The 26,436-nt window shown below is 70.3% G+C and carries 27 protein-coding genes and 2 pseudogenes; 22 read left to right on the top strand and 7 right to left on the bottom strand.

The window, feature by feature from the left end:
• Positions 1-469, top strand: a pseudogene (locus WH85_RS54040) (hypothetical protein); the annotation flags it as partial.
• Between the two features lie 104 nt (positions 470-573).
• Here WH85_RS54040 and WH85_RS49565 read toward each other — a convergent pair.
• From WH85_RS49565 to WH85_RS41760, 4 genes are all read right to left on the bottom strand, one after another.
• Positions 574-1,083: a hypothetical protein gene (locus WH85_RS49565; RefSeq protein WP_083449672.1), complete on the bottom strand. Its 510-nt coding sequence runs from the start codon at positions 1,081-1,083 to the stop codon at positions 574-576.
• 649 nt (positions 1,084-1,732) lie between these two features.
• Positions 1,733-2,050 (bottom strand): transcriptional regulator, encoded by a 318-nt coding sequence (locus WH85_RS41770; protein ID WP_245674325.1) that lies wholly within the window; start codon positions 2,048-2,050, stop codon positions 1,733-1,735.
• Positions 2,047-2,511 carry a hypothetical protein gene (locus tag WH85_RS41765; RefSeq protein WP_045747719.1) on the bottom strand — a complete coding sequence of 155 codons (465 nt, stop codon included), beginning with the start codon at positions 2,509-2,511 and terminating at the stop codon, positions 2,047-2,049. Before WH85_RS41765 ends, WH85_RS41770 begins: the two co-directional genes overlap by 4 nt.
• Before the next feature lie 123 nt (positions 2,512-2,634).
• Complete coding sequence (locus tag WH85_RS41760) at positions 2,635-4,416, bottom strand: polysaccharide biosynthesis protein (RefSeq protein ID WP_045747718.1); 1,782 nt, start codon at positions 4,414-4,416, stop codon at positions 2,635-2,637.
• 96 nt (positions 4,417-4,512) lie between these two features.
• Between WH85_RS41760 and WH85_RS41755 the strand changes: the two genes are divergently transcribed.
• The 14 genes and pseudogenes from WH85_RS41755 to WH85_RS49560 form a co-directional block, all read left to right on the top strand.
• Positions 4,513-5,916: a tyrosine-protein kinase domain-containing protein gene (locus WH85_RS41755; protein WP_045747717.1), complete on the top strand. Its 1,404-nt coding sequence runs from the start codon at positions 4,513-4,515 to the stop codon at positions 5,914-5,916.
• Complete coding sequence (locus tag WH85_RS41750; protein ID WP_063775607.1) at positions 5,913-6,668, top strand: TylF/MycF/NovP-related O-methyltransferase; 756 nt, start codon at positions 5,913-5,915, stop codon at positions 6,666-6,668. The genes WH85_RS41755 and WH85_RS41750 overlap by 4 nt, the downstream gene beginning before the upstream one ends.
• Positions 6,665-7,477, top strand: coding sequence for a transketolase (locus tag WH85_RS41745; protein WP_045747716.1), 813 nt, complete (start codon positions 6,665-6,667; stop codon positions 7,475-7,477). Before WH85_RS41750 ends, WH85_RS41745 begins: the two co-directional genes overlap by 4 nt.
• Complete coding sequence (locus WH85_RS41740) at positions 7,474-8,415, top strand: transketolase family protein (RefSeq protein ID WP_045747715.1); 942 nt, start codon at positions 7,474-7,476, stop codon at positions 8,413-8,415. Before WH85_RS41745 ends, WH85_RS41740 begins: the two co-directional genes overlap by 4 nt.
• On the top strand, positions 8,390-9,502 hold the full coding sequence (locus tag WH85_RS41735) for a DegT/DnrJ/EryC1/StrS family aminotransferase (protein WP_045747714.1): 1,113 nt from the start codon (positions 8,390-8,392) through the stop codon (positions 9,500-9,502). Before WH85_RS41740 ends, WH85_RS41735 begins: the two co-directional genes overlap by 26 nt.
• Before the next feature lie 14 nt (positions 9,503-9,516).
• Entirely contained in the window at positions 9,517-10,524 is a 1,008-nt protein-coding gene (locus WH85_RS41730; protein WP_045747724.1) for a glycosyltransferase family 2 protein, read from the top strand.
• The gene (locus WH85_RS47885) at positions 10,521-11,582 is read left to right on the top strand and encodes a DegT/DnrJ/EryC1/StrS family aminotransferase (RefSeq protein WP_052721192.1); all 1,062 of its coding nucleotides are present in this window, start codon (positions 10,521-10,523) and stop codon (positions 11,580-11,582) included. Before WH85_RS41730 ends, WH85_RS47885 begins: the two co-directional genes overlap by 4 nt.
• Positions 11,569-12,237: a GNAT family N-acetyltransferase gene (locus tag WH85_RS41720; RefSeq protein WP_045747713.1), complete on the top strand. Its 669-nt coding sequence runs from the start codon at positions 11,569-11,571 to the stop codon at positions 12,235-12,237. The genes WH85_RS47885 and WH85_RS41720 overlap by 14 nt, the downstream gene beginning before the upstream one ends.
• Positions 12,234-12,905 carry a sugar transferase gene (locus WH85_RS41715; protein WP_045747712.1) on the top strand — a complete coding sequence of 224 codons (672 nt, stop codon included), beginning with the start codon at positions 12,234-12,236 and terminating at the stop codon, positions 12,903-12,905. The genes WH85_RS41720 and WH85_RS41715 overlap by 4 nt, the downstream gene beginning before the upstream one ends.
• Entirely contained in the window at positions 12,892-14,178 is a 1,287-nt protein-coding gene (locus WH85_RS51950) for a lipopolysaccharide biosynthesis protein (RefSeq protein WP_045747711.1), read from the top strand. The genes WH85_RS41715 and WH85_RS51950 overlap by 14 nt, the downstream gene beginning before the upstream one ends.
• Positions 14,171-15,388 (top strand): O-antigen ligase family protein, encoded by a 1,218-nt coding sequence (locus WH85_RS41705; protein ID WP_169792566.1) that lies wholly within the window; start codon positions 14,171-14,173, stop codon positions 15,386-15,388. Before WH85_RS51950 ends, WH85_RS41705 begins: the two co-directional genes overlap by 8 nt.
• Positions 15,389-15,475: 87 nt before the next feature.
• On the top strand, positions 15,476-16,918 hold the full coding sequence (locus WH85_RS41700; RefSeq protein ID WP_045747709.1) for a nitronate monooxygenase: 1,443 nt from the start codon (positions 15,476-15,478) through the stop codon (positions 16,916-16,918).
• Between the two features lie 1,243 nt (positions 16,919-18,161).
• Entirely contained in the window at positions 18,162-18,710 is a 549-nt protein-coding gene (locus tag WH85_RS51215; protein ID WP_157411558.1) for a hypothetical protein, read from the top strand.
• A gap of 224 nt (positions 18,711-18,934) precedes the next feature.
• Positions 18,935-19,546, top strand: a pseudogene (locus WH85_RS49560) (transposase); the annotation flags it as partial.
• Between the two features lie 104 nt (positions 19,547-19,650).
• Here the strand turns inward: WH85_RS49560 and WH85_RS41690 are convergent.
• A complete protein-coding gene (locus WH85_RS41690) occupies positions 19,651-20,118 on the bottom strand; it encodes a VOC family protein (protein ID WP_045747707.1) in 468 nt (155 codons plus the stop codon).
• A 4-nt stretch (positions 20,119-20,122) separates the two neighbouring features.
• Positions 20,123-20,563: a helix-turn-helix domain-containing protein gene (locus WH85_RS41685; protein WP_245674324.1), complete on the bottom strand. Its 441-nt coding sequence runs from the start codon at positions 20,561-20,563 to the stop codon at positions 20,123-20,125.
• Positions 20,564-20,722: 159 nt separating this feature from the next.
• Here WH85_RS41685 and WH85_RS41680 point away from each other — a divergent pair, with 159 nt between their 5' ends.
• From WH85_RS41680 to WH85_RS41670, 3 genes are all read left to right on the top strand, one after another.
• Entirely contained in the window at positions 20,723-21,082 is a 360-nt protein-coding gene (locus WH85_RS41680; protein WP_045747705.1) for a YciI family protein, read from the top strand.
• Between the two features lie 21 nt (positions 21,083-21,103).
• Positions 21,104-22,390 carry an RNA polymerase sigma factor gene (locus WH85_RS41675; protein ID WP_045747704.1) on the top strand — a complete coding sequence of 429 codons (1,287 nt, stop codon included), beginning with the start codon at positions 21,104-21,106 and terminating at the stop codon, positions 22,388-22,390.
• An 87-nt stretch (positions 22,391-22,477) separates the two neighbouring features.
• A complete protein-coding gene (locus WH85_RS41670; RefSeq protein ID WP_157411557.1) occupies positions 22,478-22,981 on the top strand; it encodes a DUF6188 family protein in 504 nt (167 codons plus the stop codon).
• A 10-nt stretch (positions 22,982-22,991) separates the two neighbouring features.
• Here the strand turns inward: WH85_RS41670 and WH85_RS41665 are convergent, their stop codons facing one another.
• The gene (locus WH85_RS41665) at positions 22,992-23,438 is read right to left on the bottom strand and encodes an Hsp20/alpha crystallin family protein (RefSeq protein WP_045747702.1); all 447 of its coding nucleotides are present in this window, start codon (positions 23,436-23,438) and stop codon (positions 22,992-22,994) included.
• A gap of 119 nt (positions 23,439-23,557) precedes the next feature.
• On the opposite strand from WH85_RS41665, the gene WH85_RS41660 reads away from it, so the two are divergent.
• The 4 genes from WH85_RS41660 to WH85_RS41645 all read left to right on the top strand — a co-directional run bounded on the left by WH85_RS41660 (position 23,558) and on the right by WH85_RS41645 (position 26,250).
• Positions 23,558-24,247, top strand: coding sequence for a hypothetical protein (locus tag WH85_RS41660; protein WP_052721191.1), 690 nt, complete (start codon positions 23,558-23,560; stop codon positions 24,245-24,247).
• 91 nt (positions 24,248-24,338) lie between these two features.
• A complete protein-coding gene (locus WH85_RS41655) occupies positions 24,339-25,124 on the top strand; it encodes a class I SAM-dependent methyltransferase (RefSeq protein WP_245674323.1) in 786 nt (261 codons plus the stop codon).
• Complete coding sequence (locus WH85_RS41650; protein WP_045747701.1) at positions 25,121-25,447, top strand: hypothetical protein; 327 nt, start codon at positions 25,121-25,123, stop codon at positions 25,445-25,447. Before WH85_RS41655 ends, WH85_RS41650 begins: the two co-directional genes overlap by 4 nt.
• Complete coding sequence (locus WH85_RS41645) at positions 25,447-26,250, top strand: nitroreductase family protein (protein WP_045747700.1); 804 nt, start codon at positions 25,447-25,449, stop codon at positions 26,248-26,250. Before WH85_RS41650 ends, WH85_RS41645 begins: the two co-directional genes overlap by 1 nt.
• Positions 26,251-26,436 lie beyond the last annotated feature (186 nt).

Below are 26,436 nucleotides of genomic sequence, written 5' to 3'. Positions count from 1 at the left end.
TCACCCAGGAGGAGGGCCTGGCCCGCCTCCTGGCCGGTGAGTAGCCCGGCCATGGGACGGGTGCCCGCGAACGTCTCCGGTGACCTGGTCCGGGTCGCGCTGATGGAGGCCCGCCCAGCCGGGCTGACCACCCGGCAGCTGGTCACCGCGACCGAGCTCAGCGCCTACCAGGTCCAGTCCGGGCTCCGATTCCTGCGCGAGGTCCTGGCCGCGCAGAACCTGACCCCGCTGACCTGGACCCGCCGCGACGGCTACCAGCTGTCGACCGACCCCGCCGACTGGATCGCCTACGAGCGGGCCTGCGTGCGCATCGAGCTGACCCGGGTGCTACCACGGCGCTGGATCGTGGAACGGTCCCTATCCTGGCTGATGCGCGCACGCCGCAACGCCCGCGACTACGAACGCCTTCCCGAACACTCCGAAGCCCACATCACCTGGGCAAACATCACCTTGATGACCCGCCGCATCGCTCGCGCGAATGGTCGACGAGCCGCAATACCCAAGCTCATCGTTGCTTGATCAGCTCGGCATCCGTAGACACGCAGATCCGGACAAAGCAAAGCAGCACCGGAGTCAGGCCGGTGGGAAGTTCCACCGGGCGGGTAGCTCGCTGTCACACAAAGCGCAGGTGAAGTCGTCGTCACGCACGATGTTCCGCTCCCCGCAAGATGGACACCGGCGGAAGACGACCTTGTCGGTGAAGTCACCGGGGTGCGCCATGCCGAGCCGATCGAGCGATTCCCGTACAGCGGGCCAGCAGTCGGGATCCGGGCAATAACCGGTCGATTGGTTGGTTACCTCGAGTACGCGCCAGCCGGAAGCATCCCGGCCGAACCTCATCTCGCCTGCGGCAAGGAGGTCTTGGCCGGCTGCGAGCGCAACGTGTTCACTGCGGCGCGGAGCGAGCTTGAGATCACCATTAAGCGTCACTACGAACGTAAGCGGCTCTTCGAGGTCAGCGCTTCCGCGTCCAGCGAGCCAGTCACCCAGCAGGGTTGCAGAACGGACAGCGAAAGCCTCTAGAGTCACAGCCTCATCGCGGATCTCGGCCGGACCGACGTAGTTGAACCGCCTGGCGTGCATCACCGCGTGACGGTATCCCTTGCGCTTGTGGACGTCGACGTGAATACGACAACGCGGTCGGGCCCGGCAGAGCCACACACCGGATCAAGCTGAGGTCTCCCTCCCTCCGCGGAGCAGCGTTCGAGTCAGCGTCACCGTGACGGCGATACGAACGGCAGAGACACAGCTGAGCCGGTTCGATTTCGCGCTACCTGCGGAAACAGGTTGAGAGACAGACACTGAGCCGCCATCTGGCCCTGGTTGCGCCGGCACCGGGACCGCTGAGCCGTGGACGGAAGACGACTCGGCGGGGTGGGTGCAGAGGGATTCCAGGGCGGCCGCCAGGTCGTCGGGTGGGTCCTGCGGGTCCAAGGAGCCCAGCGCCGCCGGGTCCAGCGGCGGCACCGCGACGTGGGAGATCAGCGGGTTCGATCCCGATCAGCCGGTACGGTCGGGACCACAATGAGCGGACGGGAGCCGCCGGGCAACCGGCGACTCCCGTCGACAATGCGACTCAGCAGGCGAAATCGTCGGTGTAGATGGCGAACGAGCACGCCGCGTCGTTGGGTGAGACGGTCGGTGACTGGCTGTTCGGCTGCATGCAGTGCGACCCGCCGCCGTACGAGTGGTATCGACATCAGGACCGGGCGGGGTGGGATGCCGGTTCGCGTCAGGCGGTCTGTTCGGCGATTTTTTGCAGCATCGCGATGTGGGAGCGCAGCGCCGCGCGCCCGGCCTTGGAGAGGTTGAGCCAGGTGCGCGGGCGCTTGCCGACGTAGCCCTTGCGGACCTCGACGAATCCGGCGTCGCCGAGCTGGGCGATCCGTTTCGACAGGGTCGAGTCGCTGAGGCCGGCCGTGTCGCGGACGAAGCCGAACTCCGCCCACTCGGCCGCGGCCAGGGTCGCCATGATGGACAGCCGGGTGGGGTCGAGCAGGAGAGGCTCCAACCGCGGGCCGCGGGCGGCGGCCGGATCCTCGTCGGTCACAGCCGGTCTGCCTCGCGGGCCAGAGTGCGGCGCTGCCACCACGGGCCACCGACGGCCAGCAGCAGGCCGAAGACGATGCCGACGACGGCGGAGCTGTGCGGCAGGTCCAGGCCGGCCAGGGCGAGCATGGCGACCAGCCCCAGCGCCGCCCCGAGGAGCGCGAGCAGCCAGCGCCGCCCCGTCGGCGGCCGCCGGACCTGCACGCGGCGGCCGACGAGGGCGCTGCCCCAACGGGTGCTCGCCAGGACCACGACGGCCAGCAGGACCAGGCTGAACCAGGTGCTCCCGGCGCCGGCCCAGGTGGGATAGAAGTCGGTGAAGACACCGAAGGCGGCGACGACGACGCCGGCACCGATCCAGTATCCGGTGGAGTAGCCGCTTGCGGTCGCACTGTCCTTACGCTGCTGGTCGTATCCCTCCAGCGTCTGGCGGGCCTCTTCGGGCGTAGGTGTCGCAGACACGATCCGTCCTCCTCGTCCCCGTAAGTGAAAGTACTTGCCTGAGGAGAAAGCTACTCTTCTCTTTCCGCTGCGGCAAGTATTTTCTCCAGGGGTAGCTCTTGCCGGGGTGGGAGTAGAAGTCTCCTAGCCTTCTGATCCGCGGATGGAGGACGACTCGGCGGGATGGGTGCAGAGTGCTTCCAGAACCGCCGCGACGTCGTCAGGTGGGGCCTGCGGGTCCAGGGAGTCCAGCGCCGCCGGGTCCAGCGGCGGCACCGCGACGTGGGAGATCAGCGGGTGCAGCGGGCGGTCGTCGTGTTCGCCCTCCCCGAACAGGGTCTCGGCCAGCTTCTCGCCCTCGCGCAGGCCCGTGTAGCGGATCTCCACCGGGTGCGGGGCAAGCGACGCCATCTGCTGGGCGACCTCGGCGATCCGCACCGGCGCGCCCATCTCCAGGACCAGGGCCTCACCGTCGCGGCCGAGAGCCGCCGCCTGGATCACCAGATGCACCGCTTCCTGAGTTGTCATGAAATACCGGGTCACATCAGGGTGGGTCACGGTGATCGGCCCCCCGGCCGCGATCTGCGCACTGAAGGTGGTGAACACCGACCCCCGGCTACCCAGCACGTTGCCGAACCGCACGCTCAGGAACGTGCCGGACCGTGAACGCGCGGTCCACGCCGTCAACCGTTCGGTGATCCGCTTCGAGTAGCCGAGGACACTGCTCGGGTCGGCGGCCTTGTCGGTGGAGATGTTCACGAACCGTTCCACGTCGACGGCCGCGTCGAGGACCGCGAGCGTACCCGCGACATTGGTCTTGGCCGCCTCGCCCGGGTGCCGCTGCAGCAGGGCGAGATGTTTCAGGGCCGCGGCGTGGAAGACCACCTGCGGGCGCCGCGTCCGGAAGATCTCCCGGATCCGCCGCGCGTCGCGCAGGTCGGCGAGGATCACCGCCGGATCGTCCAGCTTGGCGGCCGGATCGAGACTCAGCTGTACGGCCAGCAGCGCGGTCTCGTCGCGGTCCAGCATCATCAGTTCCGCCGGCCGGAAGTGGTGGATCTGCCGGCACAGTTCCGAGCCGATCGAGCCGCCGGCGCCGGTGACCAGCACCCGCATGCCGGTCAGGTACCCGGCGATGGCGTCCAGGTCGGTGTCGATCTGGTGCCGGCCCAGGAGGTCGGTGACCTGCACGTCGCGGACGTCGTCGACGGCGAGCGCGTGGTCCATCAGTTCCGGGACGGACGGCACGACCTTGAAGACCGCCCCGGCGGCCACCGTGCGGTCGCGGATGTCGCGGACCAGTTCCGCCTCGGCGTTGGCCACCGCGAAGATCAAGATCCCTGCTCCGGTACGCGTCAAAGCACCGGCGATGTCATCGCGGCCGCCGAGGACCGGCACCCCGTGGACGCGCAGGCGCCGTTTGCCGGGGTCGTCGTCGATCAGCCCGACCGGCAGGTACCGTCCGGTCCGGTCGTGCAGCATCGAGCGCACCAGCAGGGTGGCGGCGTCGCCCGCCCCGAACAGCAGCACCGGGTCGGCGGTCCGCGGCCGCGACGAGCGTTGCCGGCGGACCCGGGTGACACCACGGGCGCCGAGCATGATGACCAGGGCGACGGCGGCGCCGACCAGCGGGACGGCGGCCGGGACGGGCCGCCGGGCGAGCATCAGGTCCACCACGAGCAGGGTGACGCCGGTGGTGGCCACGGTGCCGGCGGTCGCGCGTACCTCCTCAAAACTGGCATAGCGGTGCCGGCCGCGGTAGAGCTGTCGCGCCTGCCCGATCGCGGCCTGCAGCGTGACGGCGAGGATCACCGCGATCAGGGCGCCGGTCAGTTCGCGGGTTTGCAGGGCGGGGCCGTACCGGGTCAGGACGGCGGCGAGGATCCCGGCGGCCCAGGCCGCCGCGTCCACCCCAAACCTGATCATGCCGCGATTTTTCCTGATCAATGGTGGAGAATCAGCCGAAAGCGGTCTTTCCTGATACCGGCCCGTCGTCACGACGAGTGAACCTAGGGTGACGGGGTGGGCCTGCGCGACTACCTCCGTGTCGCCCAGCGACACTGGCGGCTGGTGGTGAGTTCGGTGCTGCTCGCACTCGGCGCGGCGTTCGTGGTGAACATCCGGACCACGCCGGTGTACGCCGCCCGCGTCACGTTCTTCTTCAGCACCCCGACCGACGCCGCCTCCGACCTGTACCCGGGCAGCATGTTCTCCGCCAACCGGCTGAGCACGTACGCCGCCCTGCTGGTCAGCGACGAGATCGCCGCCCCGCTCGCGGCCCGTCCCGAGGTGGGCCTGAGCACCGAGGACCTGCGGGACCGGATCACCGCGGAGCCGGTCGCCGACACGGTCCTGCTGGAGGTCAGCGTGGAGGATCCGTCCCGGGAGCACGCGATGCTCATCGTCGGCCTGCTGCGGGACCGGTTCACCGCCACCGTCGCCAAGCTGGAACGCCCGAACGAGGGCGACCGGCCGGCGGTCCGCGTCGAGGTCGTCGACGGCCCGGAGCTGGATCCGGATCCGGTCAGTCCGCGGCAGCTCAACAACTACGCGCTGGCGGTGATGGCCGGGCTGATCGTCGGCGCCGGTTCGTCGGTGGTCCGCGAGGTCGCCGACCATTCGGTCCGCACCGCCGAGTCGCTGCAGTCGCTGGCGTGTGTGCCGGTGCTGGCCCGCGTTCCGGTGGACGCTCGCGCACCGCGGGGCGGACCGTTCGTCTCGGACAACGTCTCGCCCCGGACCGAGGCGCTGCGCCAGGTGCGGACCCTGCTGCAGAGCGCCGCCGCCGAACGGTCCCTGAAGACCCTGGCCGTGACCAGCGCGGTCCCCGGCGAGGGCCGGTCGGCGACCGCCTGCAGCCTGGCGCTGCTGTTCACCGAGGCCGGCCAGCGGGTGCTGGTGGTCGACACCGAGTTGCGGCGCCCGCGCCTGGCCGCGTTCCTCGGCCGGGATGCCGCCGCCGACGGTCTGAGCAGTGTGCTGGCCGGCACGATCAGCCTGGAGCAGGCGGTCCAGCCGTGGGGTGCCGGGCTGTTCCTGCTGGCCGGGGGCCCGCCACCGCGCAATCCCAGCGAGTTGCTCAGTTCGCCGCGGATGACCGAGGTGGTCGAGGAGGCCCGCCGCCGCTACGACGTGGTGATCTTCGACTGCCCGCCGCTGCTGCCGGTGACCGACGGTGAGGTGGTCGCCGCCCGCGCCGACGCGACCCTGCTCGTGGTCCGGTCCCGCCGGACCACCGCCGCGCAGGTCACCGCCGCGGTCCGGGCGCTGAACGCGGTGAACGCCTCGCTGCTCGGCTGTGTGCTCAACATGGTGCCGCGCGCCGACGCGTCGCCGTTCTTCGACGAGTACACCGCGGCACCCCCGCCGCCGCGGCACCCGGATCTGAAGAAACGCTGGTGGATGCCGCAGGAGGTGGCCGCGTGACCCGTCCGACCGAGGCGCCCGGAACGCTGCAGACCGAGGCCGAACGCGGGGTGCCCGCCGCGCTCGCCGACGTCTTCGCGGCCAGCCCGGACGACCTGCCGACCCGGCTGGCGTCGATGGCCCGGTACGCCCGCCGCGCCCAGGTGACCCGGTTCGCCGCCCTGTACGAGCTGTTCAAGCTCTGTCTTCCGGTGAAGGGTTCGATCGTCGAGTGCGGCGTGTTCCGGGGTGCGAGTTTCATGACGTTCGCGCAGCTCAGCGCGGCTCTGGAGCCGACCAACCTGACCCGGCGGATCTACGGGTTCGACTCGTTCGGCGGCTTCCCGCAGGTGTCCGGGAAGGACCGGCCGGAGGCGACCGGGGCGCGGGCCGGTGACCTGTCCGCGAACAGTTACGACGAGTTGTGCCGGCTGCTGGAGATCTACGACACCGACCGGTTCCTCGGGCACCTGCCGAAGGCCCGGCTGATCCGCGGGGACGTGACCGCGACGATCCCGGCGTTCGTGGCGGAGAACCCGCACCTGGTGATCAGTCTGCTCTTCCTCGACCTGGACCTGTACGAGCCGACGAAGGTCGCGCTGCGCCACCTCCTGCCGAGGATGCCCCGGGGGGCGGTCATCGCCTTCGACGAGCTGGACAACCCGCTCTGGCCCGGGGAGACGGCCGCGGTGCTCGACGAGGTCGGGTTGAACCGCCTCGAGCTGCGGCGCTTCGACTTCGACCCGTACATCGGATGGGCGGTGTTGTCATGAACGCGGCGGAGACGGTGGCGCGGGCGGTCCGCGCGCACGTGTTGCGGATGACCAGCAACGGGCGCAGTTCCCACGTCGGGTCGGCGCTGTCCTGCACCGACCTGCTGGCGGTGCTCTACACCAGCGTGCTGCGGGTCGACCCGGACCGCCCGGACTGGCCGGACCGGGATCGCATGATCATGAGTAAGGGGCACGCCGGCGCCGCCCTGTACGCGGTGCTCGCCGAACGCGGTTTCTTCGCCACCGACCTGCTGCGGCAGCACTACCAGAACGGCTCGCACCTGTCCGGGCACGTCAGTCACGTCGGCATCCCCGGTGTGGAGGTGTCCACCGGTTCGCTGGGTCACGGCCTGTCGGTCGGCGCCGGCCTGGCCTGGCGGGCCCGGCAGCGGCACCGGCCGTGGCACACCTACGTGCTGCTCGGCGACGGTGAGTGCGACGAGGGCAGCGTCTGGGAGGCCGCGCACTTCGCCGGTCATCACGGCCTGGTCAACCTGATCGCGGTGGTCGACTGGAACGGCATGCAGTCGCTGGGCACCACCGAGGAGACGCTGCGGCTGCAGCCGTTCGCGGACAAGTGGCGGGCCTTCGGCTGGGATGCCGTCGAGGTCGACGGGCACGACCACACCGTCCTGGACCGGGTGCTGCGGGTTCCCCGCGACGCCACCCACGGCCGTCCACGGGTGGTGCTGGCCCGGACCACCAAGGGCAAGGGTGTCTCGTTCATGGAGAACCAGGTGCTCTGGCACTACCGGCCGCCGTCGACCGACGAGCTGGAGCGGGCACTGGCCGAGGTGGGCGCGCGATGAGGAACCGTTTCTTCTCCGGCCTGCTCGCCGCCGCCCTGCTCGACGAGGACATCGTCCTGATCACCGCCGATCTGGGGTACGGCGCGGTGGACGCGTTCGCCGAGGCCCGGCCCGGCCAGTTCGTCAACGCCGGGGTGGCCGAGCAGAACATGACCGGTCTGGCGGCCGGGATCGCGCTGGGCGGGGCGCGGGTCTTCACCTACTCGATCGCGAACTTCCCGACGCTGCGCTGCCTGGAGCAGATCCGCAACGACGTCTGCTACCACGGTGCCGACGTGACGGTGGTCGCGGTCGGCGGTGGGCTCGCGTACGGCGCGCTCGGCATGTCGCACCACGCCACCGAGGACCTGGCGATCATGCGGGCGATGCCGGGGATGGCGGTGGCCGCGCCGGGCGATCCGGTCGAGGTCGGCGCGGTCCTGTCCGACCTGCTCGCGGCGGGCGGCCCGGCCTATCTGCGTCTGGGCAAGACCGGCGAGGGTACGGTCCACAGCACGTCGCTGGAGTTGACCCGCGGTGGTTCGACGCTGCTCGGATCCGGCGGAAATATCCTGATTTGTAGCACAGGTGGAATTCTCGGTAACGTCTGCGCCGCCGCCGACACATTGTCCGATTTATCGGTGGATGTGCGGTCGTTCCCCTGGCTGTCGCCCTTCGACACCGCCGCCATCCACGACGCCGCCGGCCGCTACCGGCTGATCGTCACCGTCGAGGAGCACTCCATCATCGGCGGCCTGGGCAGCGCCGTCGCCGAGGTCCTCGCCGAGTCCGCCGCCGGCGTCCCGCTGCTGCGGATCGCCCTGCCGCCCACCCCCACGTCCGTCGTCGGTGACCAGGAGTTCCTCCGGGCCCACCACGGCCTGGACACCGCGTCGATCAGCCGTCGAATCCGTGAGCGATGGGAGGCCATGCGTGGACTGGCGAGTCAGGTTCGTTGACTACCCCGAGCAGTGGCGCCGCCAGCGCGACGAACTGCTCCCGATCATCGAGGACACCATCGCCCGCGGTGACCTCATGCTGCGCCACCAGCTGCACGACTTCGAGGAGCATCTGGCCGCCTTCAACGGCTCGGCCCGGGCCGTCGGGGTCAGCAACTGCACCGACGGTCTGCGGCTGCTCGCGCACGCCCTGGACATCGGCCCCGGCGACGAGGTGGTGACGGTCGCGCACACCTTCGTCGCGACGATCTCCCCGTTCGTGCTGCGCGGTGCGACCCCGGTGCTCGTCGACATCGGCCCGGACCACCTGATGGACACCGCGCAGCTCGCCGAGAAGGTCACCGAACGCACCCGGGTGATCATCCCGGTGCACCTCAACGGCCGGACCGTGGACATGGACGAGGTGCTGCGGATCGCCGACTCGGTCGGCGCGGTGGTCGTCGAGGACGCCGCCCAGGCGCTCGGCGCCACCTTCGGCGGCCGCCGGTCCGGCACGTTCGGGCTGGCCAGCACCTACTCGTTCTACCCGGCGAAGCTGCTCGGCGCGCTCGGCGACGCGGGCGCGGTCCTCACCGACGACCCGAGCCTGGCCGACCGGCTGCTCAAGCTGCGCGACCACGGCCGGGTCGCCAAGGCCGAACTCGACGGCTGGGGATACAACTGCCGGCTGGACAACCTGCAGGCGGCGATCCTCGACTGGCGGCTGGCCCAGCTGCCCCGGTGGATCGAACGCCGCCGGGAACTGGCCCGCCGCTACGACGCGCTGCTCGCGCCGGTGCCCGGCCTGCGGATCCCGACCGGACCCGACGCCGACGAACGCCGCTACGACGTGTTCCAGAACTACCCGGTCACCACCCTGGAACGCGACAAGCTCGTCGAACATCTGCGCGCCGACGGGGTGGAGACACTGATCTCCTGGCCGATCCCGCTGCACCACCAGAAAGGCCTCGGCCTGGAGCACTGGCAGCTGCCGCGTACCGAGGAACTGTGCCGGCGGGTGCTCTCCCTGCCGATGCACCCCGAGCTCGAGGAGTGGCAGATCGAGCACGTGGCGGCGAGCATCCAGCGCTTCTTCGGGGCCCGGTGACGGCCGTGACGACGATGCAGATGCCGTTCCTCAGCGTGGTCATCCCGTGCTGGAACGAGGCCCGGTTCGTCGACACCTTCCTCACCTCGGTGCTCGGCAACGACTACCCGGCGGAGCGGATGGAGGTGCTGCTCGTCGACGGGATGAGCGACGACGGCACCCGCGACATCGCCCGCCATCACGCGGTGCGTGACGTGCGGCTGCGGCTGGTCGACAACCCCGGGCACAGCAAGCCGGTGGGCCTCAACCGGGGCATCGAGCAGGCCCGCGGTGATGTGATCATCCGGCTCGACGTGCACGCCGAATACCCGTCGGACTACCTGCGCCGCTGTGTCGAGGGGCTGATGGAGAACCCGGAGGCGGACAACGTCGGCGGGGTCCGGCTGTCCCGGCCCCGCGACGACACCCTGGTCGGGCGGGCCATCGCGGTCAGCATGGCCAGCGCGTTCGGGGCCGGCAACACCAAGTACCGGATCGGCGTACCGGAACCCCAGTGGGTCGACACCGTGTTCGGCGGCTGCTACCGCAAGGCGGTCTTCGCGCGGATCGGGATGTTCGACGAGAAACTCACCCGGGCCCAGGACCGCGAGTTCAACCAGCGGCTGCGCCGCTCCGGCGGCAAGATCCTGCTGCTGCCCGACATCACCTGCACCTACTACGCCCGCAGCGACCTGCGCGAGTTCGTGTCCTGGACGTTCGAGGCGGGCTACTGGCCGTTCAGGGCCAGCCGGTCGGTGGGCCGCTGGATCGGGTCGTGGCGCAACGTGGTGCCGGTCGGTTTCGTGACGGCCCTGCTGGCCGGCGCGGCCCTGTCCCCCGGCAGCCGGGTCGCCCGCCGGATGACCGGGGCGCTGGCGGTCACGTACACCGGAGCCGCGGTCGTGTTCGCCGCCCGCCTCGCCCGGCAACGCGAGGACCCCGGCCTGGTCCTGGCCCTCCCGGTGATCTTTCTGACCACCCATGTCGTGTACGGCCTGGGCTCGCTGCGCGCCATCCTCGACCCACGGCCGGGCAACCGATGAGCGACCTGCTGCACTACTACCGCGGGCGGGTCGCGCTGCACGCCATCCTGCACGGTCTCGGCGTGACACCCGGCGACGAGGTGGTCGTGCAGGCGTACACCTGCGCGGCCGTGGTGGAACCGCTGCTGCGGCTGGGCGCCAGGCCGGTCTTCACCGACATCGACCCGTACACGTTCGGGCCCGACCCGCAACTGATCCGGTCCGCGGTCACCAAACGCACCAAGGCCGTCGTCGTGCAGCACACCTTCGGCATCCCGGCGCCGGTCCACCTGATCGGCGCGGGCGTGCCGGTCGTCGAGGACTGCGCGCACGTGGTGCCGGGCACGCTGGACACCACCGGCAGTGTGGCGGCGTTCTACTCGTACGAGTGGGGCAAGCCCGTGGTCGCCGGGGTCGGCGGGACCGCGGTGGTGCACGACCAGGTGCTCGCCGCACGGATGGGCACCCAGTACGACTGGACCACCGCCCCGCCGTGGAAAGGGGAACTGATGACCGGCGCGGAGTACCTCGCCTACCGGATGGCCGCCCGCACCGGCACGCTGTGGCGGCTGCGCGGCCTGCACCGCAGGCTCGCCGGGCGGGGCGTGGTGGTCGGCTCGTACGTGCCCGACCCGTTCCTGAGCCCGGAGTACGGCTGGCGGATGAGCCGGGCGGTCCGCCGGCGCCTGCCGTCCCGCGTCGTCGGCGGGCGCGCGTCCCTGGACCGCCGGCGACGGGTGGCCGCCGCCTACCACCTGGCGCTGACCCGGGCCGGGCTGCGGCACGCCACCGCAAGCCTGCCGCTGCGCATCCCGGTGGTGGTCGCCGACAAGGACCGGGTGCTGCGCGAGGGCGCCGCCGCCGGTGTCGAACTGGGCGACTGGTTCGCCACCGCGGTCCACCCGCTGGACGGCCCCGCCCTGGCCGCCACCGGATACCGCGCGGGTTCCTGCCCGCACGCCGAGTGGGCCGCCGCGCACGTGGTCACCCTGCCGGTCCGCGCCGCCACCAGCCCCGCCGAGATCAGCCGCACGGTGCACCTGCTCGCCCACCTGGAGAAGACCCGTGTCGCCGTCTGATCAGTTCCGGGTGGTCGGCCGGCCGTTCAGCGCGGCGGAGATCGCCGCGGTCGCCCGCCTGCACGCCGCCGAGGTGCCGGAGGGTTTCCTCTCCTCGCTCGGCGAACCCGTGCTGCGTACGCTCTACCGGCACGTCGGCTCCAGCGAGCTCGGCGTGCTGTTCGTGGCCGAGTCGCTGCCCGCCGGCGAGCCCCTCGGTTACATCTGCGGCGCCCTGGACACCTCGGCGCTGCTGCGCGAGTTCGCCGTCCGCCGCTGGCCGATCGCGGTCCCGCAGCTGGCGCCCCGGCTGCTGCACCCGAGACGCCTGTACCGGATGCTCGAGACACTCACCTACCCGGGCGCCGCCGACCCGGCCCTGCCCCGCGCCGAGATCATGAACTTCGTGGTGGTCCCGTCGCTACGCGGCCGCGGCGTCGCCGACCGCCTCTTCGACCACCTGATCCGCTGGTTCGGCGACCACGGCGAACCCGCCGTCAAGGTCGTCACCGGCGAACGCCAGCGCCGCGCCCACGGCTTCTACGAGAAGTCCGGCGCCGAACCGCGCGGCCGGACCGCCGTGCACCGCGGCGCGCAGTCCCGCATCTACGTGTGCCCGATCCCGCCACCACGCCGCGCCGGCGTGGCCACACTCCGCACCGAGGGGGAGTCATGACCGCACGGGACGAGAAGATCAAACGTGCCCTGGACATCGCGGTCGCCGCGGTCGTCCTGGTCGCCGGGGCGCCCGCCGCGGCCGCCGCCGCCTGGGCGATCAAACGCGAGGACGGCGGGCCGGTGCTCTACCGGGGCGCCCGGGTCGGCCGCTACGGCAGACCGTTCGCGATGCTCAAGTTCCGCAGCATGGTGATGGACGCGTCCCGGCTCGGCGGCCCGTCCACCGCCGACGACGATCCGCGGCTGACCCGCACCGGCAAACTGCTGCGCCGCTTCAAGATCGACGAATTGCCGCAGATGGTCAACGTGCTGATCGGCGACATGAGCCTGGTCGGCCCGCGCCCGCAGGTCTCCTGCGACGTGCGGCGCTACACCTCCGACGAGATGCGGCTGCTCGACGTGCGGCCCGGCGTCACCGACTGGGCGTCGATCGTCTTCCACGACGAGGGCGCGATCCTCGCCGGGCACGACGACGTCGACCGCGCCTACGACGAACTGATCCGGCCCGGCAAGATCGCCCTGGGACTCGCGTACGTGGAGAAACGCGGCCTGCGCACCGACCTGGAGATCATCGGGCTGACCGCGCTCACCCTGCTCGGATACCGGCGCACCAAGGAACTGCTGCAGCGGGTGGTCCCGCTCGACCTGGCGAATGTCCGGCAGTGAACGCCTCCGAGGGCTGCTGCGCCGCATCCCGGCGAGCGTCCGTCGCGACTACGCCGCCACCCTCGCCGTGCAGTGGGGCACGCTGGCCGGCGGACTGTTCCTGTTCCACCTGGTCGCCGGCCGGGGCGGCGTCGACGGCTTCGCCTACTACCAGATCGCCCGCGGTGTGGTCAGCAGCTGCCAGCCGGTGGTGATGCTCGGTCTCGGACAGGGACTGCACCGGTACTTACCGCGTACCCATCAAAGGACCGAGACCCTCGCCCGGCAGGCCTTCCTCACCCAGGCCGGGACGGCACTGGCCATCGGTCTTGCCGGAACAGCGGTGGCCGCCTCACTCGCCGATCTCCTCGGCCTCGACGGCGGCCGCCCGGAGGTCGTCGCCATCCTGATCCTGCTGGCCGGCAACTGCCTCTGCACCCTCACGACGGCCGCGCTGCGCGGCACCCACCAGGTGACCCGCTCCAACATCGTCGCCGGCATCGGCCTGGGCGCGGTCCCGCTGCTCGCCTTCCCGTTCGCGGCGCGCATCGATGATTTTCTCATCCTGCAGGGGCTGGGGATGGGATCGGTTGCGGTCATCGGGATTCTCACGGTCCGTCGCCGGTCCCCGGCGCCGCGCATCCCCGGCCCCGAGCCCACCCTGCGGCTTCTGATGGGGTACGGGGTGAAAAGGCTCCCGGGTGACCTGGCCCTGCCTGCGCTCTTCACGCTACCGACGTTCGCGGTGGCGACGGCCCGTCCAGGCGCCCCGGAGGCCGGTTATGTCGGGTTCGCCACCTCGGCGGTGACGTTGATCTGCTCACTGTTCGGCACCCTGACCCCGGTGCTGCTGCCGCGGCTCAGCGGCCTGTTCCACTCCCCCGGCGACGACGCGAGTACCCACCGGATGCTCACCCTACTGCCGGTGGTCGCCGCCGCCCTGGCCACCGGCGCCGCCGCGGTGTTCGGCCTGTTCGCGCCCGCCCTGGTCCACGGCTTCCTCGGGCCGGAGTTCACCGCGGCGATCGGGGTGCTGCGGGTCGGGGTGCTCGCCGCGATCCCCTTGGCGATGTTCTACGCGGCCCGGCCCACCCTGGATGCGCTCACCGACACGCCGGTGATCAGCCGGCTGCTGTGCGTCTGCCTGGTGCTGCAGGTCGTGCTGACGTATGCCGCGATGTTCTTCCTGCCCGCGCCGTACGCGGCGGTCGCCGCCATGTGCGGCGCGGCGACGGTCCTCGGGTGGCGTGCCGAACGCCTGGTCGTCCGCGCGCTGCGGCCCGCCGATGGCTGACGCCCCGGCCCGCCCCGGCCTCGTGGTGATCCTGCTGTTCCTCACCGCGCTGGCCGGACGCTTCACGCTGACCCGCCTCGGCCTGAACGTGCCGGTCCTCAACGACGTGCGGGTGCTGCTCTACCTGGTCGTCATCCTGGCGCTGCTGCTCGAAGCGCACCGGATCGGGTCACATGCCGCGGCCGGCGGGTACTGCCTGCTGTTCGTCCTGGCCCTGCTCGGCTACCAGATCCTGTCCGCGTCGTGGGCCCCGGCGAACGCCGTCACCGGCCCGATGATCGGCGACCTGTGCGCCGTCGGTTTCCTGGTCTTCGCCTACTACACCCTGGCGAAATGGGCCCGCGACCACGTCACCCGGGTGACCCTGTGCTGCTTCCAGGCCGCCGCATGGGTGTACTTCCTGGCCGCCGCATCCGGCCGCGGCCACGCCTCCAACGGCCGGTGGGCGGCCCTCGGCGGCGGCCCCAACGTCTTCGTCCGCGTCATGATCCTCGGCGTGATCACCGCGCTGTACCTGCACGTCCGCAGCGGCCGCCGCATCCACTGGCTGATCCCGATCCCGGCGTTCCTGTTCGGCGCGCTCGCCTCCGGATCCCGCGGCGGCATCGTCTCGCTGGCCATCACCGCGGCCATCGCGGCCGTGGCGATCCGGCCGTCGTTCACGGTCCTGGCCCGCCCGCTCGGCGTGCTCGCCATCCTCGGCACGATCGTCGCCGTGACGGCCGGGCCGACGATCGCCGACTTCGTCCAGACCCGGTTCATCGACTCCACCCTCGGCCAGGGCTACACCTCCGACCGCGACGTCCTGTTCGAGTACGCGATCAGACTGTTCTGGCAACGCCCCCTGCTCGGCACCGGCCTCAACGGCTTCCACGCCATCTCCGACCTCGGCGAAGGCGAACGGTACGTACACAACCTGCCGCTGTCGGTCGCCGCCGAAGGAGGGTTCGCCGGGCTGGTCCTGCTCGGCCTGGCCTGGTACTCGCTGTGGCGCGCGTACCGGCACACACCGGCCGCTTCCCGCAGCGTCGAGGCGCAGGCCGCCGCCTACTGCGGCATCTTCGTCGGCGCGACCAGCCTGTTCTCCGGCGACTACTTCGACGCCCGCCTGATGTGGATCCTCCTCATCCTGGCGGCGGTCCGCCCCGCGCCACCCACCTACATCCTCGGTGGACCGATCGGCACGCCCTGGACGAGAGCCTCGGTCTGACCGGGTCCTTCGGCACTGTCCGGCCCGGCCCTGGGTGACCCAGGCTTGCCCGAAGGACCCACCGATCACCTTCCCGGGAGACGAAACATGGCCAACCCCGTCATCATCCAGGGCGGCATGGGTGTCGGCGTCTCCGGATGGCGTCTCGCCCAGGCGGTCGCCCGGACCGGCCAGCTCGGCGTCGTCTCCGGCGTAGCCCTCGACGCGGTGCTGGCCCGCCGCCTCCAGGACGGCGACCCCGACGGGCGGATGCGGCACGCCCTCGCCCACTTCCCGGTCCCGGCGATGGCGCAGCGGGTCCTCGACCGCTTCTACGTCCCCGGCGGCATCCCGGCCGGCAAACCGTACCGGCCGATCGCCTTGATGGGCCTGCGCCCCCGCCGCCCCGGCCTGGAACTCACCGTCCTCGGCAACTTCGCCGAAGTCTTCCTCGCCAAAGAAGGACACGACGGCCCGGTCGGCGTCAACTACCTGGAGAAGATCCAGCTGGCCACCCCGCCCGCGGCGTACGGGGCGATGCTTGCCGGCGCCGACTACGTGCTGATGGGCGCCGGCCTGCCCACGGATATCCCCCACCTGCTCGACGAGCTGGCCGAACACCGCCCGGTCGCCCTGCCCGTCACCGTGCACGGCGCGACCGAGCCCCATGTGGTGCACTTCGACCCGGCCGACCTGCTCGGTGTTGCTCCCCCGCCGGTCCGCCGCCCCCGATTCCTGGCCATCGTGTCGTCGGCGACGCTCGCCCTCTACCTGGCCCGCGACTCGGCGACCCGGCCGGACGGCTTCGTCGTGGAGTCGCCGATCGCCGGCGGGCACAGCGCACGCCCCCGCGGCACCATGGTTTTAAACGCCGACGGCGACCCGGTGTACGGTCCGCGGGATCGCATCGACCTGCCCAAGATGGCCGCCCTCGGCCTGCCGTTCTGGGTGGCCGGCGGCCAGTGCTCCCCCGCCCACGTCGCTGCCTCCCGGGCCGCGGGTGCCGCCGGGGTGCAGGTCGGGACGGCGTTCGCGCTGTGCGAGGAGTCCGGACTGGACCCTGCATGGCGGCAGCGGTTACTGGACGATGCCGCTCAGGGCACCCTCGTCGTCCGCAACCAGCCCGGCGTGTCACCGACCGGCTTCCCGTTCAAAGTGGTCAACCTGCCCGGCACCACCGCCGAGGAAGCGCTTCATGCGGGCCGGCCACGCCAGTGCGACCTCGGCTACCTGCGCACCCCGTACACCCAGGTGGACGGGCGGGTCGGGTTCCGCTGCCCCGCTGAACCGGCCGACGAGTACGTCCGCAAGGGCGGCACCCTCGAAGACACGGTGGACAGCCGCTGCCTGTGCAACGGCCTGATGGCGACGATCGGACTCGGACAGCTGCGCGGCACCTACCGCGAGGAACCACTGATCACCCTCGGCCAGGACCTGTCGTTCCTGCCGCACCTCGGGGCTACCGGCACCTACACGGCCCAAGACGTCATCAACTTCCTGCTGGCCGCTGCAGGTCTCGCGCACTCCGCCACCAAGGACATCACGGAGTAGCGGTGCAGCCGTTGCAGCCCTCCCTCCGCAAGGCCAGGCCCGTCGGCCGTCCGCGCCGAACAACATCGAACGAAGCACGATCCTCATATTCGCAGTGCCAGGCGTATCGACAGCATTGCCTGACCATGAGGCCGGCAATCAGCCAGTCAGCACAAATCGAGAGTGAATGCGGAGTTCATCGACGGACACCGCCGAGCCTGCTCGCCGGGCAAGGAGCAAGCCAGCATTTTCCAACCGCAGCATCAGCTGTCGTAGGTCGTCGACGCCGAGACCAAACGTGTCGGCAAGCCGTTCCAGAGTAACCAATTCATCGTCTGCAACGCGGAGAAGCGACAGAGCAGCAGTCCTTTCGCTCCCGCCGCACCCAGGCGTTGAACCCGACCTCCGACACGGATCCGTACGTAGCCTCACAAGGCTCCTCCGCGGCTCGGGCAAACCTGCTCGCCACTGTCACCACCTACAGCAGCGACGGCGTCGACCTGATGAGTGCGGTCGGCCCGGCACATCCCGTTCAGCTGTCAAACGGTGAGACCGCCTCCGTACGAGTCCAGACGAGTTACACCTACGATGCTGGGGCGCCAACCGCGGACGCCTATCATCTGGTTACCAAGATGGTCGTCACTCCGATTGCGCTTGACGGCAGCACTGTGCCGGCAGCGGAGACCAAGACGACGGTCACCGGATTCGACCCGATCGATGGCGCTGACAAAACCGGGGACACCTCCGGTTGGACTCACATGGCCCCCACCACGGAGGCCGTCTGGATGGGTACCAGCGCCTCGACGAGCGACCCGACGACGAAAACCCGCTATGACAGCTCCGGACGCGTGGTGGAGGAACGCAAGCCCGGCGGTGCCGCGAACAGTGCTAACACCATCCTCACCACGTACTACACGGCACAGGCCAACACTGCCTATCCCGCTTGCGGCGCAAAGCCGTACTGGGCTGGCTTGGCCTGCCGGCCGCAGCGTGGGTGTCAGCATGAGCGTCACTGGGCCTTGCCACCTCCACGGCCGTGCAGGCGACCAGCGGAGACTATAACGACAAGAGGGCATGGAAGTGTATTTGCAAATGGTGCAGATATGTACTCAATCACGGCGGGCTCGACACGTAATCACCGGCCGAATAGCCTTTCAGCGATTTCTGAGATAATTACCTGTCGCGATTGAAGGCTGGCGTGGGTAATCAAGCCACGCCAGCCGCTCCCTTTTTCTAATACTGCGAAATTTGCCCTGGAGGCCCCATGCGTCGTCTACTCGTAGCGATCACTGCCGCATGTATCGCTGCAGGAGGCCTCAGTGCCTGCACATCGAGCGGCGCTGAAGGCGGAGATCGTGACGCCGGCTCGAAGAGCCCATGCCTGCAGCCCGACGAGGTCCGGGAGATCGCAACCCTGCCGATCATCTCAAAACAGCCCTCAGGAACGAGGCTGACGGACAGCTTCGAGAGCTGTGACATCAGCGGACCAGCGTTTGCCGAACGAGTATACGAGACCCGGATGAAGGGCGGAGAGGTCGCGGAGTTCTATCGCAGTAGCGCCAAGGCCGACGGCTGGCTGATCACGCGCGCCGACTCCTTGCCTTACCCCGACAGGCAGGTCGACTTCGATGACTTCTTCTGCGCCGGCAAGACATGGATCGATGGCCCGCTCTATCTTGAGATCCAATGGCCAGATGCCGATTCCGAGACCCTCAAAGGACGCGAGGAAGGAACAGTTTTCGAACTCACCCTGGGGCGACAACCCCGAGCTTCCGCCGCATGCCCGAGTCCTGCAATGATCGCCGATAAATAACCGCAAGGAATTGGCTGCCAGATCGAGGCGGGCATGACAGATTATGAAATCGTCGAGGTTTCGCTGTCACGATGATCGATCAAAGTCGACCATGCACGCACTACCCTCGGCCCTTCGTTAAGAGGCGTCCAAGGGGTGAGCCGGAAATAGAGAAGTGCCTTCCGGTCAGGGAAAATGAGGCTTGTCGAAGGTCCCATGTCCCGGTCACGGAAGGCACTTGCTGGGTGAAGGCTACCGCAATACGTCCGAAGATCACGGTGACCGGGGACGGACGCGGCGTCGTCGGCCACGCCGGTGCCCGGCTACTCGCCGACCTTGCCGATGCGACCGGTTTGACCAGCGCGTTCAGTGAATCGTTCGCCGGACTGCGGCAGCGTGGCGGCGGCCATGACCCTGGCCGGATCGCGGTTGATCTGGCGGTGATGCTCGCCGACGGCGGCGAGGCCATCGCCGATCTCGCGGTTCTGCGTGACCAGGCCGGCTTGCTCGGGCCGGTAGCCTCCGATCCCACGGCCTGGCGACTGCTGTCGCAGCTGGACGAGTCGATGCCGGCCGCGTTACGGACCGCGCGCGCTGCGGCCCGGGCGGTGGCCTGGGCTCAGCACGCCGACACCCGCGGTGACCTACCGCAGGTCAGCGTCGCCGGCTGCAAGGTCGAGGGCCTGGTCCTGGACATCGACGCGACCATCGTGATCTGCCACTTGCGAGAAGGAATCAGCGACCCGCACCTGGAAGAAGACCTTCGGCTTCCACCCGCTGCTGTGTTCCTGGACAACACCGGAGAAGCAGGTCGTTCGGACTCACGAAGAGCGCGTCGTCGTAGTCGGCCAGACGCGCACGGCGTACGGCGTCCGCTGATCCCATCGTCGCCGTGCTCCGCTGTGCCGTCCAATCGCGCTGGTATCGGTCGCTTCGGACGCAGAGCGGCCGGCAGCCGGGTTCAGGACACGGGTCGGCCGCTCCAGCGGGCCTTGTCCTCGTCGGTGATGGTCACCGGCTCGCCGGTCGGCTGGGTGACCCGGATGTGGTTGCCGAACGGGTCACGGAAGGCGCAGTCGATGCCGTACGGCTGCTTCTCGACGCCTTGGGTGAACTCCACCCCCTGGGCCTTGAGCGTGTCGTAGACCTTCTGGCAATCGTCGGTGGTGAGGATCGCCGCCGCGCCGAGGGCGCCCTTGGTGAGCAGGTCACGAAGCTGAGCGCCGCTCTCCTCGCTCATCGACGGCGGCCCGGGAACCTCCAGCAGCAGGTGACGGTTCGGGTCGGACGGCAGGACGATGGTCAGCCACCGCATGTGGCCCAGGTCGACGTCGTCACCGACGACGAACCCCAGCTTGCCGACGTAGAAATCCAGAGCCTCGTCCTGGTCGAGGACGTGAACAGAAGTGATCGTGATCGCGTTGAACATGACTTCACGGTACGGGCGCGCCCGGGCGGGACGCTTCGCCAAAACTGACCGGTCGCAGCCAGGACTTGACGAAGCAGACCGGTGCTCGGGCGGCCAGCCGGCGATCGCGGTACTGCGACGGCGACACCCCGACCACGGCCCGGAACGCGCGGCTGAACGCGCCCAGGCTGTCGAAGCCGACCCGCAGCCCGACCTCGGTCACCGAGCTGGCCGGGTCACGAAGCAGCGACATGGCCCGTTCGATGCGCCGGCGTTGAAGATAGCGGTGCGGGGTCTCCCCGAAGGTGGTCCGGAAGCTGCGGCTGAAATGCCCCTCGGACATGTGCGCCAGCCGGGCGAGCGTGGGAAGGTCGAGGCGCTCGGCGAAGTCACGGTCCATCGCGTCGCGGGCACGCAGCAACCGCCTGTTCTGATCCTCGGCCGGTGACCAGCCCGCTCTCGGCACGCCGCCGATCGTAGACGGCCCGGGCGGCGGGCGGTGCCCGGCGTCGCTGCCGGAAGACTGTTTCGTCGCTGGTGTCGTATCGCGGTGGATCCGTTCGTAGAGACTACGGAACGGCCGGCCGGATCTTGTGCCGGCGGGGAGAGCAGTGAGGAGACGACCTTGACGGAGTACCTGATCGCCTTCAACGATGAGTGGGTGCCCCCGCACACGGCGGCGGAGATGAGCGCGAAGGGGGTCGCCGCCCGTGCCGTGGTCGACGAGATGCGGGCCCTGGGTGTGCTGGTCTCCAGCAACGGCGGGCTGGACGAGTCCACGCTGGTCTGCAGCGTCGAGGCCCGTGACGGTGAGCCGGTGTTCAGCGACGGACCGTACGCCGAGACCAAGGAGCACCTCGGCGGGTTCGCCGTCGTCGACGTCGCCGACGACGACGCGGCCCGGTACTGGGCGGGCAAGCTCGCGACGGCGCTCGACTGGCCGCAGGAGGTGCACCGGTTCCCGGGCGCCGGGGAGAACCGGTGACGCGCTGACGCCGGCACAGCGGTGACCGGACCTGATGTCGAGGAGGCGATCACCGGCGCCCACCGTGAGGTGTGGGCGCCGGTGGTCGCCGGCCTCGTGCGCCGTTTCGGTGACCTCGATGTCGCCGAGGAGGCCGCCGCCGAGGCGTTCGCGGCGGCCGCGGAACGGTGGCCGCGCGACGGTGTACCGCCCAACCCGGCCGGCTGGCTGACCACCACCGCCACCCGTAAGGCGATCGACCGGCTGCGCCGCGAGTCGCAGCGTGACGCCAAGCAGCGGGAGTCGCTGATGGTCCACGACGACGGTCCGCCGGAACCCGCCGGTGCGGTCGAGGACGACCGGCTCCGGCTGATCTTCACGTGTTGTCATCCCGCGCTTGCGGCCGAGGCGCGGGTGGCGTTGACGTTGCGTCTGCTCGGTGGGCTCACGGTCGGCGCGATCGCGCGGGCCTTCCTGGTGCAGGAGACCACGATGGCTCGCCGGATCACCCGGGCGAAAGACAAGATCAGGGCGGCCGGCGTCCGCTACCGGGTGCCGTCGGTCGCGGACATCCGTGAGCGGCGCTCCGGCGTACTCATCGTGGTGTATCTGATCTTCAACGAGGGCTATCTCGCGGGTGCGGGCGATGATCCGGTACGCGCGGACCTCACCGGCGAGGCGATCCGGCTCGGTCGTCTGCTGCACACGCTGCTGCCCGACGACGGCGAGGTCACCGGCCTGCTGGCCCTGATGCTGCTCACCGACGCACGGCGGGCGGCGCGCGTGTCGCGTACCGGAGAATTGGTGACCCTCGGGGAACAGGACCGCACCGTCTGGGATCGTGCCCTCATCGCCGAGGGCATCGCCCTGATCCGGGAGCGGAGCAGAGCGGTCGCGGCCGGCCCGCCGGGACGTTTCCAACTGCTGGCCGCGATCAACGCGGTTCACGCGGTGGCGCCCCGCGCACAGGACACCGACTGGGCCGTGGTCGCCGCCCTCTACGGCAGCCTGGCGCTCGTCGACCCGTCCCCGATCGTGCGGCTCAACCGGGCCGTCGCCGTCGCCGAGGTCGACGGGCCCGCGGCCGGGCTCACCGCGATCGCTCCGCTCGCCGGGGCCCTCGACGGCTACCACGCCTTCCACGCCGCACGCGCCGACCTGCTGCGCCGAGCCGGGCGGGTCGACGAGGCGCGGGCCGCCTACGACCGGGCCATCGGTCTCGCGGGCAACCCGGCGGAGAAGGCTTTCCTCACGCGCCGCCGTGACCAGGAGGCGGTCCTGGAGACCCTGGCCGCGGCGGAACTGCCGGCCCGCATCGACAATCTGTGACCTGCGCCGGGCAACATTTAAGGCCCTGTTAGGGAAAGTCGGGATACGGTCCCCGCGTCGATGGCCGGAACGCCGATCGGGGTGGACATGACCCGAATTCTCGGGCTGCTCGTGGGGCAGAGGCTGGAGCACGCGCGGCTCGGCCAGTCCGTCATCCTCGGATTCAGCGGGGACCGGCAGGTGGTGATCGAGACGACCGCCTATCTGCACCGGGGCGACGAGACGCTCCCGGTGGGGCGGGGCGACGAGCTGACCGCGGTGCTCGGCCTGCTGGTGAGTGAGGCCGTCGTCGCTCCGGGCGGCGAACTGCGGATCACGTTCGGCGGCGGGTCGGTGCTCGTCGCCGGCGCCGACGAGGAGTACGAGTCGTGGGCGGTGATGGGCCCGCCCGGTTTCCTGATCGTCTGCCAGCCCGGCGGCGACCTGGCCGGCTGGGGTGATGCGGCGCCCGCCGCTGCCCCGTCACCCGCAACGGTCCCCGCCGTCGGGGAAGGCGGCGCACCGGCAGGACCCGAGGGGCCGGGTGACGCGGGAGGTGATGGCGGCGGTGGGGCGGGCCGGGCCCCATCACCTCCCGCGATGCCTCGGTGAGGCCCCGGGGTCAGCTCGTGATCACCTTCTGGCTGGTGTGCTCACGGGCGGCCACAGCGATCTTGCGGGGCTTGGCCTTCTCCGCGATCGGGATCCGCAGGAGCAGCACGCCGTTGTCGTAGGCGGCGTCGATGCGGTCGGTGTCCAGCGCGTCGCCGAGGAACATCTGCCGGGAGAAGATCCCGAGCGGGCGCTCGCTGAGCTGCGCCGTGGCCTGTTCACCCAGGTCGATGGGGCGGCGCTCGGCGCGGACTGTCAGTACGTTGCGTTCCACGTCGATGTCGATCGCGTCGGCGTCGACCCCGGGCAGGTCGAACGCGATCACGAACTCGTCGCCGTTGCGGAACGCGTCGACGGGCATCGTGGCCGGCCGGGACCAGGTGCCCGCCGACGGGACTCCGAACAGCTGCTGGGCGAGCCGGTTGACCTCGGTGAAGGGTTCGCTGCGCATCAACATCTTCCCACCTCCTGCGTCTCGACTTACGGGGTCAATGCGCGATAGGTTTTTTCTAACACGTCGTCGTTCTGATGACAAGCCAGACGTCAACGAAAAGATGACGAGAGGGTGGTGACACCGTGCAACCGATCCCGGACGAGGTCAGAGCGGCATGGCGGCGACTGGCGGGAGACGACTCCGAGCCCCGGCTGCCGGCCGTCGCCGCGACCGTCGCCGCCACCGCCACCGCCGCCACCGCCGCCACCGCCGACGAGGAGAGCGACCCCACCGACACCCTCGACGCACTGGTGCTGCTGCGCTGGGCACGCACCGAACTCGCCGCGATCGAACCCGTCCTGATCGCCGCCGCACGGGCAGCGGACGTGTCCTGGCAGGAACTGGCCCCCGCCCTCGGCGTGGCCAGTCGGCAAGCCGCCGAACGCCGATACCTGCGCCTGATCCCCGCCACCGCCGACCAGCAGGGCAGCACCCGCGACGGCCGAGTCCAGGCCGAACGCGACCGGCGCGCCGGAACCCGCGCCGTCACCCGGTGGGCCAACGCCAACACCGCGGGCCTGCGGCAACTCGCCGGCCAGGTCGCCGCGCTCGACGACCTCGACCCGGCCGCCACCGACGACGTCGGCCGGCTCCGCGACGCCCTCGGCGACCACGACGCCACCCGGCTGCCCGGTCTGCTCGCCGGCACCCACCGGCATCTGGGCCACCACCCCGGACTCGCCGACCAGGTCGACGCGGTAATGACCACCACCGACCGGGTCCGGCAGCAGAGCGAACGGGACCGCGGCGTCCCGGACGAACCGGCGCACTGACTGTCCCCAGTGCCGTTAGCGCACCGACCGATACGGGTATGCCGCGTGAGGAATCGATCCCCGCGCGTGGCGGTTCGCAACGCCGCCACCGGTGGCCGACCGTCGTATCGCGGACCGGAGGACCGACGACATGGGCATCACCGGCACCACACCACCGTCATCGGCGCCCGGCCGGTGGTGGCCGCCCGGCCTGGCCCGGCGCGACACCGAGGCCCGGGAATTCATGGACGCGCCCGACTGCGACCCCGGACGGCTGGACCGCACCTACCGGCAGTTCCGCACCGTCAACCGGCTCGTCTCGGGCTGGCGGCGCGTCTACCGGCAGTGGATCCGGCCCCGCCTGGACACCGAACGCCCCACCACCCTGCTGGACATCGGCTTCGGCGGCGGGGACATCCCCCGCGCCCTCACCACCTGGGCGGCCCGGGACCGGCTGGTACTCCACACGACCGCCATCGACCCGGACGACCGCGCGCTGCGGCACGTCGCCGGGCTACCGGCCCGCGGCGTCCACTTCGAACAGGCGTCGAGTGCCGACCTGGTGGCCCGCGGCGACCGGTTCGACATGGTGATCTCCAACCATCTCCTGCACCACCTGGACGCGACGGCGATGGAGGCGCTGCTGGCCGACAGCCGGGCGCTGGCCCGCGGACTGGTCCTGCACAACGACCTGGCCCGGCACCCGGCGGGATACCACCTCTTCGCCGTGGCCACGCTCCCGCTCGCCCGCGGATCCTTCGTCCACCAGGACGGTCTGCTCTCGATCCGCCGCAGCTACCGGCGCCCGGAGCTGCAGACGGTCGTCCCGACGGGATGGCGGGTCACGTCGATGTTCCCGCAACGTCTCCTGCTCACCCACGACGGAACACCCCGATGACCCGGACCCTGGTCACCGCCGCGGCCGTGAGCTACCTGAGCAACGCCGCCTTCGGCACCGCTGTCGCCACCGGCATCATCGACAACCGGGGACATAAAAAGATCCACGCCACGTTGTACGCGGTGACGTCCGCCCTGACGACACTGGCGCTCGCCGCGGGCGCCGTCGAACGCCGGGCCGCGGCTCTCGCGCTGCTGCCCGCGGCCGGCCCGCTCCTCGCCCTGCCCTACGCCGGTGGGGGCACCCGCCGGCATGCCGCCGTCGCCGGGGCCGCGGCTCCCGCGTACACCATCGCCCTTGTTCTGGCCTGGAGGAATCGCTGATGGAGTTTCTCGACGTGGTGCGCCGCCGACGGACCACCAACGGGGCGTTCCTGCCCGACCCGGTCTCCGAAGAGCATCAGCGGGTCCTGATGGAGGTCGCGGGACGTGCGCCGTCCCAGCTGAACAGTCAGCCGTGGCGGTTCGTGATCGTCGAGGAACGCCCGACGATCGAGGCCATCGCGCGGATCAGCGGCGAGAGCATGACCGAGGCGATGTCCAACGGCACCTTCTTCGAGCGGTACAAACCGTACTTCCGCTTCAGCAGGGAGGAGATGGAGAACCGCCGCGACGGCATGCTGTTCGACCGTCTGCCGGCGCCGCTGCGCCCGTTCACCAGCCAGGTGTTCACCGCCCGCGGCCAGAAACTCATGAACGCGATGCGGGTGCCGCACAGCCTCGGCGAGGAGAACCGCAAACTGGTGGCGGGCTCGCCGCTGCTGCTCGGCGTGATGCTCGACCGCAACGAATACCGTCCGGGCGAACTGTCGTCGTTCTACTCCGTGTTCAGCATGGGCGCGGCGATGGAGAACGTCTGGCTCACCACCGTCGAACTCGGCATGGGCATCCAGTTCATCTCCTTCCCGATGGAGGTGCCGGGCCGCTGGGACGAGATCGCCGGACTGCTGAAGGTGCCGGACGACCTCGAACTGATGGCCGTCTACCGCCTGGGCTATCTGCCCGAGAAACAGCGGCGGCCACCCATCGACTGGACCAGCGAACAGCGCAAACTTCCTTCGCAGTACGTTTTCCGCGGTACCTGCGCCACCCCGCAGGAGGGCTGGGACCAGCCGACCGCCCGGTGAGGCCCGGCCCGCCGGCCGGGGAGACGACCGGGGGCAGGCGGCCGATGACCGGAATCGCCCTGCGAAAACGGGTCCAGAACGGAAAAGAGTCCGGAAACGAAGAAAGGCCCACCCCGAAGGGTGGGCCTTTCTCAACGTTAAGTCCGGCGGCGTCCTACTCTCCCACACCCTCCCGAGTGCAGTACC

Source organism: Actinoplanes rectilineatus, assembly GCF_000962825.1.
GTDB lineage: Bacteria > Actinomycetota > Actinomycetes > Mycobacteriales > Micromonosporaceae > Actinoplanes > Actinoplanes rectilineatus.
Note: the sequence above shows the minus strand (reverse complement) of the source record. Positions and strands in the feature narration are given on the sequence as shown.